The organism is Zooshikella ganghwensis (genome assembly GCF_018263875.1).
GTDB lineage: Bacteria > Pseudomonadota > Gammaproteobacteria > Pseudomonadales > Zooshikellaceae > Zooshikella > Zooshikella ganghwensis.
Map to the genome: position 1 here is coordinate 16,352 of NZ_JAEVHG010000030.1, position 14,675 is coordinate 31,026.

A 14,675-nucleotide genomic window follows, 5' to 3' on the forward strand; every position below is an offset into this window, starting at 1 on the left:
AGGTAAGCTAATGTATAAGTATCGTATTTATATGAATAAACTTTTATATATAATACTACTATTTCTTGCAAATATGTTACAAGCTGAGACATTTTCTGACCCAATGCTTAGTGTTATCCAGCGTGAAAAAGGAGATTGGGTCTTTATTGATAGAGATGGCCGTGAAGTATACTGGCGAGGATTCAATGTATCAGGATCGACTAAACATATTGAGAAAGGTTTTAAACCATTTCGAACGGCTGATGACGCTGAAATAGCGCTACAGCATTTAAAATCCAAAACCGGTGCAAACATTATCCGTTTTTTAATTGCGTGGGAAGGCGTTCACCCTGCAGTTGATCGTATAGATTATGGTTACCTTGCTGATGTAGTTTCACAAATTAAGATTGCTATTGATAAGGGTTTTTTTGTTTTAGTTGACTATCATCAGGATCTATACTCACGTCATTTATTTAATGCAGACTCCTGGCATACCGGAAATGGTGCACCAGCATGGATTGTTCCTGATGATGAGTATCCTAAGGAATATTGTGGGATAGTGTGTGTGAGCTGGAGTCAGCATAATTTAACCAATGAGGCTGTACGTTTAGCATTTCGGCGATTCTGGGAAAATGCTGAAGTTAACACTACAAAAGGTGTGAGATATGTGCAAGATGAGTATATCTGGCAGATACAGCATGTGCTTCGGTTTATTAAAGATAATTTATCTTCAGAAGAGTTTGGCTATATTGTTGGTTTAGATCCTTTTAATGAACCTGTAGATGGTGGTATGAATGGTTTAACTGCTGAAGAGTGGGATAACTTGCGTCTGTGGCCTTTTTATCAAAGGGTAAGAGCAGCTATGAATGAGACTGGCTGGGAAGCTCGTTGGGTATTTGCTGAGCCTTTGGTATTTTGGAATACAAATGCTGGGCTTATAGCACCTGCAACTGGAGGACATCACTTATGGCAGTCACCAGGTCAAGGCTTTGTTTTTAACAGCCACTTTTATGATGCTGCAAGAATGAGCTGGAATTTAGCTAATGTTAAAAATAAAACATATGTAAAATCATTCCAAGAGATCACTGAAGAAGCAAAATTTTTAAAGATGCCAGCTTTTGTGAGTGAGTTTGGTATGTGGCTTCACGGGCAAGGTAGTAAAGATACTAATCGTATGTTACAGGGCCTGTACCAAGGTTTATCAACTCAAGTAAATGGTGATGGAACACGTCAGGCATTTAACAGTCCATTTATTTCCTCTACCCAATGGCATTGGGATTATTATTATGGCAATCATAAAGAACTACAGAACTATAACCCTGATAAGTTGATGAAAACCAAAGATGCTTGGAATGATGAAGATTTCTCTGTAGTAGCTGATTGGGGTACAACATACAATGTTTCTCAAAAGATAGTTGAGCGTGCTTATCCACGGCGAATTCCTGGGGAGTTGAAGCATTTTTATTTTGCTGAAGGGGGAGTACCTGACGCAAAAGGTAAATTATCACACTGGGCTTCAATAAAGTTAAATGATCAACGTTGGCTAGAAAATAAACCATTTGTATGGCTCACTTGGCATGGCAAACCATTATCAGCAGGTTTAGAGTTATATTTGCCAGGTTGGTTTTTAGAAAAGCCATTAGTAGTTATTACAGAAGAGTCAATAAATATATGGGATAGTGAGCTTAATCAGTTAAGTGATATTGTCATTTCTAAAGAAGGGCAAGGTGCACGTGTATCTCGCGCATCCGCAAATGAAAATCGTATGCAATTTATATTGATTACACCGGCAGAATATATTTCAAACTCAAAAAGAGAGCAACTTCAGTCTCAGTTAAATGAAAGTGTCCTGCAGCAAATGAGTCCTGTAAGCTTTGATTGAGCTAGTAGTTTAAGTGTAAAGTAGTTCACATCAATTTATTGTCTGGTAAGTTGCTTTTTTGTAAGCATAGTAAACCTATGTCAGAAATTGCAACGCTACCAGACAATAAATAAACAAGAAGGTATTACCTTGTTTTCCCCATGAGTCACTAACCTTAACAGGTCAGATGTACCCCATTAAAACTGGTTTGTTATGGGAGTAATTTGTTTAAAATCATTACACATGGTTTGATGTAGATCAACTAAGTATACGTCGTTAGTTGTACAATTGTTCCATAATAAAGCTTTTGTTACTTAAATTCGACATAAGGAGTGTCGTATGCTGACTTATAAAAATGGATTAACAACAACTTTAGCTTGTGTACTGCTTTCATTTGCAGCTTCTCAATCTGCTCTTGCAAGCGCTGAGGACAGTGCAGGAGAAAAGATATTACCTGTCAAAGTTATTGTATCAAGTGTAAACTCACTTCAATACGATAAACATCTAGAAGTTGCTAGGAGCTCATCCAAATATCAAGAACTAACTAGTCTGTTTCACAATGCACGTAATCTAACATATGACATTGATTTTAATAAGTATGCTGTTATTGGGGCTTTCATGGGCGTGAAGTCTACAGGTGGCTATAATATTAATATTGTTAAAGCAATACAAAAAGAAAAAAATAATAGAAAATATATCGAAGTTTATGTTAACTCAGAGATACCAGGTCCAAACTGTATGGTGACTATGGCGTTTACACAGCCTGCTGAGCTTGCATTGATTCCTGCAGAGCCACGAACAGATATCATTTTTAAAGAAAGCTACGAAGTATATAAATGTCGCTAGTGATAATGATCCCTACCATAGAGGTAGGGATATTGTATCTATAAATACAAGCTTAACGAATGGCTAGTACTTCAATTTCTATTTTTGCATCCATAGGCAGTCTTGCTACCTCTACACATGATCGCGCTGGAAATAAAGCATTATGTTTATTAAAAAAGTCTTCATAAGCAGCATTGATTAAAGAAAATTCATTCAAATTTTTTACGAAAACTGTAGTTTTCACAATATGTTTTGCATTCAGTCCCGCTTCTTTAATTATAGCTAAAGCGTTATTTAAAGATTGAGTAGTTTGTTCAGCTACATCATCTGACATTACTTTAGTTTTTGGATCTAAAGGTAGTTGACCCGAAGTAATAATCATATTACCAATGCTAATACCCTGAACGTATGGACCAATTGCTTCAGGTGCTTGTGATGTTTTAATTGATTGCACTACATTTTCCTCTTTACAGTAAAGTACAGGGCCTAGTTATTAAAAAGTTATTTATATCGGGTTAGCCAGTAAAAGTAGGAAGCATACCGGCCATTGCTAAAAAATGAAATACGGCTGTAAATACACCAAATAAAATAACTAATGTTAAAATTATTGAACCACCAGGAACAATAAATCCATCTTTTCCTGACTCCATTGATCTTGATTTTTTAGCGAGTAAGGCAGGAATTATACATGTCCAAATTGTCGCAACGCCACCAGCGTATCCGATTGCAGTTACAAAACCAAATGGAAATAGCAGTGATAAAACTAAAGGGGGAATAAAAGTCACAATCCATGTTTTACTACGACCAAGCTTACTATTTTCAAACTTAAAAAAATCAGCTAAAAAGTCAAATACTCCAAGACCAACACCAATAAATGAAGATAGAATTGCAGCCATCGAAAATGCATTAATTGCTTGAGCAACACTTTCTGACTCAATTACAGAACTTAATGCGCCAAGTAAGGCATCAACATTTCCACCTTGTTCTATAACGGGGCTAAAATCACTTCGAGGCAAGTTACCAAATATGCTGAAGATCCAAAGAAAATAAAGTGCAAGTGCAATCGTAGTTCCACCTATAATAGCATATTTTGCTTTTCGTTCTTCTCCGTAATATGCCCGCATAGAAGATACTGAGTGATGATACCCAAAAGAGGTTAGTGCGACGGGAAACATGGCTAACGCATATGGGGCGTATTCTGCTTCCTGATTGATGGTGTCAAACAGAACAGATATATCCACATTTATAGCGAGTCCAGATACACCAAATACAAAGCTAAGTATCATAAAAGCAATAAGAACAACCGAAATACGATCTACAGCACGTGTAGAATGCCATACAAAAATTGAAAAAATTGCAACAAATAATACTGAAGCAAGTTTTCCATTAATATTTAGCAGTTCTTGTAAAATAAGACCAGAAGAAGTGATGTATGCATATAATAAAATGCCTCCTACAAAGTATACGGCTATATTATTTAACATGTTGACCTTATGGCCCAACATCTTTTTTGTAACCGTATTAAAAGAAACTCTTAAATCGAAGTGTTTGAATGCTTCCAGCAACATCCAGCCAGAAATAGTCATGACAATCATCGTTAAAGTGATGGCTAGCAAAGACCAAAATGTCCAGGCGCCGGCGCCAGCACTAGGTAGCCCTAACATACCAGCACCTACACAAACGCTGGCAATGATACAGGACCCACCTAGCAGGGAGGGTTTAGTTTTCATTGTTTTATTCTCTTTATCGTTATAATTACGTAATTAATACGTTGTCGATACATCTTTTAGGTATGAGTAGTATTTAAATAAATGCAGCCTTAACAGGCTACATTTATTGTCGGAATTAATTCTCTACTTCTTTCAAACGTGCGGTAAAATGGCGTAGCACTTCAGGTTCATAGGTAAATGTTAAACCTTTTACGTGTGATGCATTTTCTTTCACTTTTTCAAATGCCTCAATAATAAAGTCCATATGAGTTTGAGTATAAGTAGCCCGAGGAATGGTTAACCGCAACAGCTCTGCTGGGCATGGATGTTGTTGACCTGTGACTGGGTCTCGACCCAGTAATAATGAACCAATTTCAACTGCTCGAATTCCAGCAACTTTATATAACTCACAGGCTAATGCATGCGCAGGAAATTGATCTGCAGGAATGTGAGGTAACAGCTTTCCAGCATCAACGAAGGCAGCATGTCCCCCTGCCTGTTGGCAAACGATGCCGATGGCCTCCAAGCCATTTACAAGGTATTGAACTTGGTTGATTCGATAAGCTAACCAGTCTTGACGCATACCATCATATAAACCAACCGCTAAGCGTTCCATTGCTCCGCCCTCCAAACCACCGTAAGTAGGAAAGCCTTCTTGAACAACACATAACGTTCGGCATTCGTTGTATACATCCAGCATGGATTTATCTTTAAAGCAGAGAAGTCCACCCATTTGGACCATGGCATCTTTTTTGGCTGACATTGCTAAAGCATCTGCATATTTGTAGCTTTCAAACGTTATCGCTTCAATACTCCAGTCCTGATATTCTGGTTCTCGTTGCTGAATGAAATAGGCATTTTCAGCAAAGCGTGCGGAATCCATAATGACTGGAATTTCATAACGTTGAGCAATCTCATAAACAGCTTTCAGGTTAGCAATTGAGACAGGTTGTCCACCAGCAGAGTTACAAGTAATGGTGCTAACGATATAGGGCACATTTTCCGGCCCTGCTTCAAGGATTGCATGTTCTAGCAGTTCTAGATCAAAATTACCTTTAAAGTCAGCTGAGATAGAAGTATCAAATGCTTCTTTAGTGAATACATTTTTTGCAACACAAGCGTTAAGTTGTGTATGACCTTGGGTGGTGTCGAAGAAGTAGTTTGATAGCGCCACCATTTTAGTGCGATCTAACCCTTTTTCTTTTTCACGCTTTTTAATTAATACAGGGATATATATTTGTTCTGCACCACGACCTTGGTGAGTTGGTATGGTGTACTCGTAACCAAAAATGTCTTTTACCGCATCAGCGAGAGCGTAATAGCTGCGACTACCGCTATATGCTTCATCACCAATAAACATCGCAGCCTGCATTTCCTGTGTTATTGCACCTGTCCCACTATCAGTCAGCAAATCAATGAAAACATCCTTACTATCTAATAAGAAAGGGTTCATACCTGCATTTAAAATTGCTTTTTCACGATAGGCTAGCGTAGTTCTTTTTACTGGTTCAACAACACGGATACGAAAGGGTTCTGGAAGATGTCTGAAATTATTCACGAAGTTAATCCTAGTAAATTAAATATAAATTACTGTGAGATAATTTTTTAAGTCAAAAATATCCATTCCTATTACTAAGTAGGATATAGTTGCTTATTGATAATCGTTTTTATTTTTCTATTGAATAGAGTGCTGTGAAATACTCATACTCTGAAGAGTAAATTAGTAAATCAATATTTAAAAACGATATATGTAAGACTCGGGAGGGATTACTTACTAGGGAAGAAGAATGCAATTTTGAAATCGTGAGTATACCAGATACTTGAATAATTGTACTGATCCATACCATCACCTACTTGAAATTTAAAATTTCAAACTACTAGCAACACTATCTAAAATGAAACAGCAAATCACTGAAATAAAATTTAAAGTGAGATTTTGTTAGCAAAAAACACGCTATTTATTTTATGACTACACGTTGATGTTCTTCAATGGTCTTGAGTATAACGTAATAGTAGAACTGAGTGTGATACCGTTCGCTCGATGATTTATACCACAAAGGCTGAGAAAGCCTAATGTAGCTGGCTTGCAATTAACTTTTACGCATAACGAACGGTTTTTTTATATTCGTATGAAATGAAACTGATAAGCTTAGTGAAAGACAAGTTGTGACTATATACCCTTCACGAATGATTTCTAGATTTTGTTATCTTCTCTCCTCACCCCAATCACCTATTAAAATAGGCTTATGGTGCTTCGTCACTCGATGACCGCACCTAAAAACCATTCATATTGGTATAACAATACTAAAGTGAATTATGTTTATTAAGTGTAGTATCGTTTTTTTCATAATAAAGCCTATTAATTTAATTCGTATTGTTTTAGGTTGAAATAATACTGCAAGTATATTCGTGAAATATTTTAAAGTTAGTCACTTCTCTACTAAGTATAAATATTTTTGTAGAATTAAATTTTTGTTAAAGTTATAGATAATTATTGTATTAGTTTTATAGCGCTAACTGGCTCGTTAAAGTAAGCTATATGGATTATGCGTGTTAAATGTTTTATAGGAAGTATACCTTGTAATAATGTGTAATTTTAAAATGTCAATAGTAAACGATAATGATTGCAGACTTTAGCCTGCTTGGATTTGCCAAAGTCATATACTATTTAAGTCATAAGGAGATGACATAATGAATAGAAATAATACCAATTTACTCTTTTTAGTTATAATAAGCTTAATGCCATGTGTAGCAATTTCTGGTGATATTGAGATTGGTGAAGATCCAAAGCACTATGATGATCCAACAAAAAATGAGGTTGTCAATTCTGGAGTTAAAGATTATGAGCCATCAATACTTTTGAGCAATTATCATGATGTAAAAATGAATGGTAAAGGTAATAGATGGCATGTAGCTGGTGATATTGGTTATGTATCTGGTATTAGAATTTTAGGAAGAAGTGATAGAAGCGCGGAGTGGTTTGAGTATCGCCATCTATACGATGTTGAGTCATCTCTTGTCAAAGATCACACATATACTGTTCAAATGCAGGGAAAAGGAAATGGTTACTATACATGCAATACTAATAACGTTGTTACTGAGTTGTATTATTATGATGAGGGTGATGATAGCGTAGAAAGGTTTCGATGCAGTGAGGTAGATTCTAAAAAAGGTAAGAATGTTTCAGTTGAAGGACATACTTGGAAATCCGTATCGAATGGATGGAAAACATGTAGTGATAAATATGCAGTTACTGGCTTTTATTATTATGACTCAGGCGATGATTATATTGCAGAAATTCGTTGTTCAAAGATTGTTGTTAGGTAAATGAAGAAAATCACCTCCGCTTTTATAGAGCGGAGGTGATTGGAAAAAACATTAAAAAAATGGTTTAAAGAGAGGGTGTTAAAAACTCTGTAGCAGCTTTGTTCATATTATCAGGTTGTGTAGCGTTTTGGGGGGCCATACCATTCTACTTCATGTTCAATCAAGCGGTTGGAAAGTTCACTATAGGAAAGCTGTTTGTTATCCTTAAACATAGTAACTTCTTTTCTGCTTTGCGGTCCTCCGCCTATCCGTATCAAATAGTCAATGTATTCAATAAAAGTATCAGACTCATCACCAAAGTTTGTTCCAACAATAATTTGCTTGTCACAAGGGAAAATTCCACTTCTTACGCTTAAAGCCCTTTTGGTTGATATTCCTACAGTAGTCAAACCCAACTCAACAGCAATTTCATAAGCTATTTTTGGAACGCCCGTATTTGTTAGGCCGCTGACCACTTCAATATTTGAGGAGTCAGTTTTACTCATGATTCCACTAATTTCATTTTTAAGTAAAGCACGAGCAGTTTTTTGATCAAACTGCCGCTTACTAAAGCCAACTACACCAATTTTCACAGTTTAAACTCTATAGGTTGATCGATTTATAGCCAAAAACATAAGCGCGAACTTTAGAGTATATTTTGTTCAATATCAAGGCTTTCTTGATGCATTAGATGCTTATAACAATGCCCATCATACAGGTTATTTTCATAGTTTAAGCGTTTTGAACACAAACTCTGTTCTGAACGATTATTAGTCACGTATAAAAAATAATAAATACCAATTATGGTGATATGATCTTTAGTAAGATTGTTGGGCAGTACTGGTTAAGTTTATATCTTTAAAAATAATTTATGTTATATGATTGATAGCTTTCAGAGGTGATAGGAACTGTAGTGTCTTAAAATTGTAGTATATAGATTAATAAAGTATAGTGGTTACTACAATGTTTGGTGATATTTTAGTTGTTTTTAATTAAGTTTGTTTTGAATTAATGATGTGTGCTTCTTAGCAAGGTTTTTTGCTGGTACAGCGATTAATGAATAAGCATGAATCTATACACAGTACGAATGGTTTTTAGGTGCGTCCATCGAGTGACGAAGCCCCATGAGCCTATATTAATAGGAGGTTGGGGGGAGGAAAGAAAATAACAAAACCTAGAAATCATTCGTGACTAATTTTGTAGTAACTTAATAAGTGCTTTAATAATAAGCAGATAAGGGATTTATCTTGGTTGGAAGTAGTAGTACTCACAGTATAAGAGAAATATTCGGTAAAAATCTTATTGATAACGATGATGCTATTCGTAAAGTAAGTATTAGTGGTATTGCGGAACACAGCAGACTTATAAAAGGCATTATTTATCCAGAGAGTGTAGAGTCATTAAGAAAATGCATAAGTGATGCATATAAAAATAATATACCGGTTTACCCTGTTTCATGTGGCAATAATTGGGGTTATGGTAGAAGTTGTCCGCCCGTCAATGACTGCATAATTATTAATTTAAAAAAGCTGAATAAGATTAGTAATTTTGATGCTGAGCTTGGATCTGTTGAGGTGGAGCCTGGAGTAACCCAGGGCCAATTAGCGAAATTTCTCGAAAACACAAATTGGATGATGGATTGTACAGGGGCTGGGCCTGATACAAGTATAATCGGTAATATATTGGAAAGAGGATTTGGACACTCTCCATTAGGATATAGAACAAGACATTTTGCTGTTACTAAGGTAGTAATGGCTAATGGAGATGTTTGTGACTTGACAACACCAGGACGTTTCATTGGAAGAGTGGGGTTCAGTGCAGGTCTACATGAACTGTTTACACAAAATAATATCGGTGTTGTAGTTGGTATACGATTGGAGTTAGTTGCAAGACAAGAAGAAAGTTTAAGATGCATTATCAAGCTTAACCACAAATCATCAATATCAAAGTATATTGATGCAATGAGGCTATTAAAAGCTGAGCAAACTATTACGGCACTACCTCATATTGGTAATCACTACAGAATGTTAGGGATTTTCCACCAGTTTGATTTTGACCGGAAAAGTTCGAACTCAACATTTACTGAAGAAGAGTTAGCAGAGCTCCTGAAAAAATATAAATTATCAGCTTGGATGTCTTCATTTGCGATTTTAGGAAGCTCATCGGTAGCAAAAGCAAAAGCAAAAAGGATAAAAAGACAATTAAAAGGTATTGCTAAAGTTTATATTATCTCATACTCAACATTAAATAGAATTAATAAGATAACAAATTGGCTGGCTAAACATGTAAAATGGCTTCCGAAAATAAATACTATAAATAGTAATGTTGAAGATATATACCACGCTATGGGAATCTTTGAAGGAATTCCTAATAATGTTGCTCTCAAGGGATGTTATTGGCGTAATAAGCAGTCTACACCCAGAACTGATATTGACCCAATTGAAAATGGTTGTGGATTTATGTGGGTAGCACCTTCATTACCAATGCTAGGGGCTGACGTTGAAAAGTTCATGGACTTAACTGAACAAGAGTTTAACAAGTATAACTTTGAGCTAGCCGTTACGCTTACAGCTGTAACATCAATGCTTTGTCAGGCAATTATCAGTGTTTATTATGATGCAAGTAGTGTAGAAGAAACACAAAAAGCTAAAAAACTAGTAGAGAGTTTAAGGGAGCTTTACTCTAAAAATAAATGGATACCTTATCGACGTGCTGTCGATGAAATGCCGCTTGACCAATATCATTACGAGACTGGGGCGGTTTGGCTACGAAAAATAATTAAAAAATCTGTAGATAAAAATAATATCATTTCACCAGGACGTTATGAGTTTAAGGAGTAAAAAGTGATATCAACAAAAATTGCAAAGGATAATGCTCAAATTGAACTTTTTAAAAAGCTTTATTATGAAAGCTCTAGCAATCACGTTGATATTGACTATCTAAAAAGGGCATCCATTGTACGCTTTTTTTATGATAAGCATGGAAACCCTATTGCAGGTTACGTATTAAACGGAAATATCCCTCATCGCTATTTATCAGACATACCTTCAGAACGTTATGATACATGTAATATTCCTCCAAAAGATAATATGGTAGAAGGATGTTGTATTTGGATGAATAGAGGTCTAAATTCGTTTGGACGCGGTATAATATATATAGTCACATTTTATGACTATTGTATGCTAGGTAAGCGTTTTATGATGGGAGCTTCAGTAGAACCAAAAGTAGCTAGTTTGCAAAAAAAAGTAATTCCAAATGTTGTATATGAGGGACCTATTAAACATGCTCCTTGGTGCTCAATGTATTTCGGAACAAGAAGACATATGATTTGGTTGACGCTATTTGTTGTCGGCAATTATTGGTTTGTTAAGCCATTGAAAAATAAACTAACTGTATTTAAGCGTAAACTTTTGAGTGAAGCTTAGTTTATTAATGTATAGCTTGGTACTCCAAAGTAGCTATACTCTTAGCGAATGATTTTTAGGCGTTGTTACCATCGCTCTTGACCACCAAGGATAGTGGGAATGCAGTTTATGCATAATGACATGGATGTCATATAGTAGAGCAATGCAGGAGCTATTGCCGAGGAGCATTTAACTGCCACCCAGTCATTTAGTTTATCTAAACTCCTGGGGCTTCATCGCTCGGTGGCCTCGCCTAAATAACCCTTCGCTTTGGGTAAAGAAAAACACGGGTTTGAATACCTGAACTAGTTTATGAAATAAGTTCAGTAAACAACAAAAGTAGTAGAAGCCAAGAATACACTTTTTGTACAATTCAAAATAAAAGTGAAGAGTTACTAAATAGTTATATAAAGAGATGCCTAAAGTATTTTTTATCAAGAGTCACCTTCAAATAATGCCCTCCCATACTTGCCAGAAATGTTAAATAATTTATTTCTAATCTAAAGTGTTTCTTTTTTTATCTATGACTATAAAAATGTAATCTTGACTCACTAAGATTATTAATCGCTTTAATTGGACTTAAATAAAATAAAAAAGGCAAGGGAATACTCATGATTAACAAACCGCTACGGCTGGCAGCTTTAACATTAGCAATGTCTCCTACTTGGTCATTGGCAGGAGTAAATGAAGAAATAGACACTTATATGAATCAGTTTCATCAAGATCCTGCGGCCACAATGGATCAGCTCCCCCCTAAAACAGGACATGCTAACACATTATTTTCTGATACAGCTGTTAATAACAGAGATTATATTCAATATAAAGATCAAGCTCGACAAAAAATTATGAGAGGAAACAGTGCTCGATTAGACATTCCAAGAGCTCCCATAAATTATAGCAATGATAACCCAGCACGATTAGTAGATTTAGGTAACAATGTTATTAGTAACTTATATACGCTTGATAACAAAGCACCAAAACAACGTGCACTTGAAGTGCAGCCTTGGTCAGATACTTATTGGCCTCTTTACTCAGGTGCTGCGGCATGGCGTTATGCTGATAGTGACTTATGGCGTGCATCACCGAGTAATTGGAAAGATTATTGGGACTTCAGCTATGTGACTAAACCTGTTTCATCCTATTATGGACAGGCACGGGATAATTTATCTCCTGCTGAAAAATATGACCTGCTGATGGGCGATTCCAGTTTCACTCTGACAACAAATGCTTGGAATAGTGGCAAAGGCTATTATGAGCGTAGTGGCAAAGTGGAACGGTGGATGGGATTATGCCATGGCTGGGCTCCTGCAGCTTACATGCTACCTCGCCCCATAAAAACGTTAAATGTTAAAGATGCCAGTGGTGAAGATCTTACTTTGTATCCATCTGACATTAAAGCTTTAGCCACCTTACTATGGGCTAATGCCAGGTTTGATAACCGTTTTATTGGTAGCCGCTGTAATATAAAAAATCCTGAACGGGATAGTAATGGTCGAATAATTAATAATGTGTGTTTTGACACTAATCCAGGGAGTTGGCATATTTCAGTGGTTAACCAAATAGGCATCTCTGGTCGTAGTTTAATTATGGATGCTACTTATGACTATCAGGTTTGGAATCAACCTATTCAGTCATATAAAGTCACTTATTTCAATCCCCAGACCAATGCGACTTATGCTTCTGCTCAAGCAGCCACTATTCCACTATCTAGCTATACTAAAGATAAATTTAGTAATTATCGTGGCAACCAGTCTACCCATGTTGTTGGGGTAAGAATGGATGTGTCTTATGTCGTAGAAACCAACCCCACCCACCGTCGTACTGATAGCCCCCAATATGATGGTATTACCAGAGTCAGTTATTACTATGACTTAGAATTAAATGACCAAGGTAAAATCTTAGGTGGAGAGTGGTACAGTAATCGTCACCCCGATTTCTTATGGACACCAACACCCAATGCTATGGCGCAATCCTGGCAGAACGGTTCAGGTAAATGGAGTGTAGGTCAATCCGTTCCTGAAAAATGGAAAAATAAAGCCAAGCAAGCCTCTCGCTATGGTCAGCCACTCACATCAGTAGTAAACGAATTATTTACTCGTGCCTCTGAGGATAGTAATACACCAAGTGACACCTGGCGAGAAATAGTATCGAGTGATGGATATTGCATGGATGTAGCAAATAGTGGCACTACTGATGGTAACTTAATTCTTGCTTGGGATTGTCATTCAGGTAATAACCAAAAATGGTGGCAAGACAGTTATGGTCGTTTACGTCCTGCTCATGCAACCAATATGTGTGCCACAGCAAAAATAAACGAGGGTGGAAAACTAGTGATTGAGCGCTGCAATAATAGTCGTGCCCAGCGTTGGCAGTGGAATGGAAATTATTTACGCAATTTAGCTAATTTCGATTTATCCTTAACCTACGATCCAACTAGCTGGCAAGTTATGGTCACAGCTGACGATGATATGACCTGGTCTTGGCGGTAGTTTTTTAATACCTATTAGGCTCTCTCCCTGAGAAGGTATTACAATAAAGTACTAAAAGTAAAAGGCTGCTATTTTTTAATAGCAGCCTTTATTCTGTAATTGAAACCCCTCCGCTATGTGTATATTCAACTAATTTTTTATCCAGAGCACTTAAATACTCTAACCCATATACTGACTCATCAAGGGTTTCTATCAAATTAAGAGGTAGCGCTTTGTCATATTCTTCAAAGCATGTCGCTAAGCCAACAGCAATAGATGCAACGCTATCAGTATCACCTCCTAAGGAGATGCATTTTTTTAACAACCCTTTCAAACTCTGGCAACTTGGCAAACAACTGAAGGCTGCACTCACTGTATCGAATGCACTTACTGAAACTTCTGTAAACCAGTCATAGTCCCACCCTAAAAATGATGTGCTTTCTAAAAATGTTTTTAGTTGTGAGAGCTGTCCTTTCTGATAAATACCAAAGTGTGCTGCCAATGCTACAGCGCAACTTGATTTTATTCCAATGTCTGTATTGTGAGTGACAGCAGCTTGCATTTTAGCTTTTGCTATCAACTCAACTTTGTCTTTAACGATACCTAGTGGTACCGCTCTCATTGCAGCACCGTTTCTATCGCTGTTATTTCTGATTTTGAGTAATAAATCATCCCCACTATCTACTTTCTGCAGCAAACTATAAAAACCTTTAGAGTAGCCTTTACGAGGATCCCTTTTAAAGCATTCTACAAACTTTGATGCAATATCCCTTTCTGACCAAACTGGTTTAGAAAGTATTAATTCAGCAACTGCAATAGACATCTGAGTGTCGTCAGTATATTTGCCTTGCATACCATATAAGTCATGCGTTGTGTAACTACTTAGGTCGTTGTATCTAGTAATTTTTTCCTTAGAAGAAAACTCAAAACCTGCCCCATATGCATCAGCTACCGCAATTTCTGTCAACATGATGTAAATTGATACCTTGTGCAAACTAGGGCCTGTTAACACTAATTCTGTTACAATAGGCTCATGGAAATTACAACAGAACAATTTAAAATAATAGAACACTTGCTACCTGTTCAGCGTGGTAATGTAAAACTATCAAATATCCAAGTGCTC

General features: G+C 36.5%; 11 protein-coding genes. 6 read left to right on the forward strand and 5 right to left on the reverse strand.

Features of this window, described 5'->3' with window-relative positions:
• Positions 1-31: 31 nt before the first annotated feature.
• Together KHS79_RS24455 and KHS79_RS24460 are read left to right on the forward strand one after the other, a co-directional pair.
• Positions 32-1,861 carry a cellulase family glycosylhydrolase gene (locus tag KHS79_RS24455; protein WP_212722796.1) on the forward strand — a complete coding sequence of 610 codons (1,830 nt, stop codon included), beginning with the start codon at positions 32-34 and terminating at the stop codon, positions 1,859-1,861.
• A 318-nt stretch (positions 1,862-2,179) separates the two neighbouring features.
• Positions 2,180-2,686: a protease complex subunit PrcB family protein gene (locus KHS79_RS24460; protein WP_212722797.1), complete on the forward strand. Its 507-nt coding sequence runs from the start codon at positions 2,180-2,182 to the stop codon at positions 2,684-2,686.
• Between the two features lie 52 nt (positions 2,687-2,738).
• Here the strand turns inward: KHS79_RS24460 and KHS79_RS24465 are convergent, their stop codons facing one another.
• The 3 genes from KHS79_RS24465 to tnaA all read right to left on the reverse strand — a co-directional run bounded on the left by KHS79_RS24465 (position 2,739) and on the right by tnaA (position 5,932).
• Positions 2,739-3,119 (reverse strand): Rid family detoxifying hydrolase, encoded by a 381-nt coding sequence (locus tag KHS79_RS24465; RefSeq protein WP_212722798.1) that lies wholly within the window; start codon positions 3,117-3,119, stop codon positions 2,739-2,741.
• 61 nt (positions 3,120-3,180) lie between these two features.
• A complete protein-coding gene (locus tag KHS79_RS24470; protein ID WP_212722799.1) occupies positions 3,181-4,395 on the reverse strand; it encodes an aromatic amino acid transporter in 1,215 nt (404 codons plus the stop codon).
• A gap of 115 nt (positions 4,396-4,510) precedes the next feature.
• A complete protein-coding gene (tnaA, locus tag KHS79_RS24475; RefSeq protein WP_212722800.1) occupies positions 4,511-5,932 on the reverse strand; it encodes a tryptophanase in 1,422 nt (473 codons plus the stop codon).
• A gap of 1,133 nt (positions 5,933-7,065) precedes the next feature.
• Between tnaA and KHS79_RS24480 the strand changes: the two genes are divergently transcribed.
• Positions 7,066-7,701, forward strand: a complete 636-nt coding sequence (locus KHS79_RS24480; RefSeq protein ID WP_212722801.1) for a hypothetical protein — start codon at positions 7,066-7,068, stop codon at positions 7,699-7,701.
• A gap of 110 nt (positions 7,702-7,811) precedes the next feature.
• Here KHS79_RS24480 and KHS79_RS24485 read toward each other — a convergent pair whose 3' ends face one another.
• Entirely contained in the window at positions 7,812-8,273 is a 462-nt protein-coding gene (locus KHS79_RS24485; RefSeq protein WP_212722802.1) for a hypothetical protein, read from the reverse strand.
• Between the two features lie 654 nt (positions 8,274-8,927).
• On the opposite strand from KHS79_RS24485, the gene KHS79_RS24490 reads away from it, so the two are divergent.
• The 3 genes from KHS79_RS24490 to KHS79_RS24500 all read left to right on the forward strand — a co-directional run bounded on the left by KHS79_RS24490 (position 8,928) and on the right by KHS79_RS24500 (position 13,573).
• Complete coding sequence (locus KHS79_RS24490; RefSeq protein WP_212722803.1) at positions 8,928-10,520, forward strand: FAD-binding oxidoreductase; 1,593 nt, start codon at positions 8,928-8,930, stop codon at positions 10,518-10,520.
• A gap of 3 nt (positions 10,521-10,523) precedes the next feature.
• Positions 10,524-11,105 (forward strand): hypothetical protein, encoded by a 582-nt coding sequence (locus tag KHS79_RS24495; protein WP_212722804.1) that lies wholly within the window; start codon positions 10,524-10,526, stop codon positions 11,103-11,105.
• A 590-nt stretch (positions 11,106-11,695) separates the two neighbouring features.
• Positions 11,696-13,573, forward strand: a complete 1,878-nt coding sequence (locus tag KHS79_RS24500; RefSeq protein ID WP_212722805.1) for a ricin-type beta-trefoil lectin domain protein — start codon at positions 11,696-11,698, stop codon at positions 13,571-13,573.
• 88 nt (positions 13,574-13,661) lie between these two features.
• Here the strand turns inward: KHS79_RS24500 and KHS79_RS24505 are convergent, their stop codons facing one another.
• On the reverse strand, positions 13,662-14,624 hold the full coding sequence (locus tag KHS79_RS24505; RefSeq protein ID WP_212722806.1) for an ADP-ribosylglycohydrolase family protein: 963 nt from the start codon (positions 14,622-14,624) through the stop codon (positions 13,662-13,664).
• Positions 14,625-14,675 lie beyond the last annotated feature (51 nt).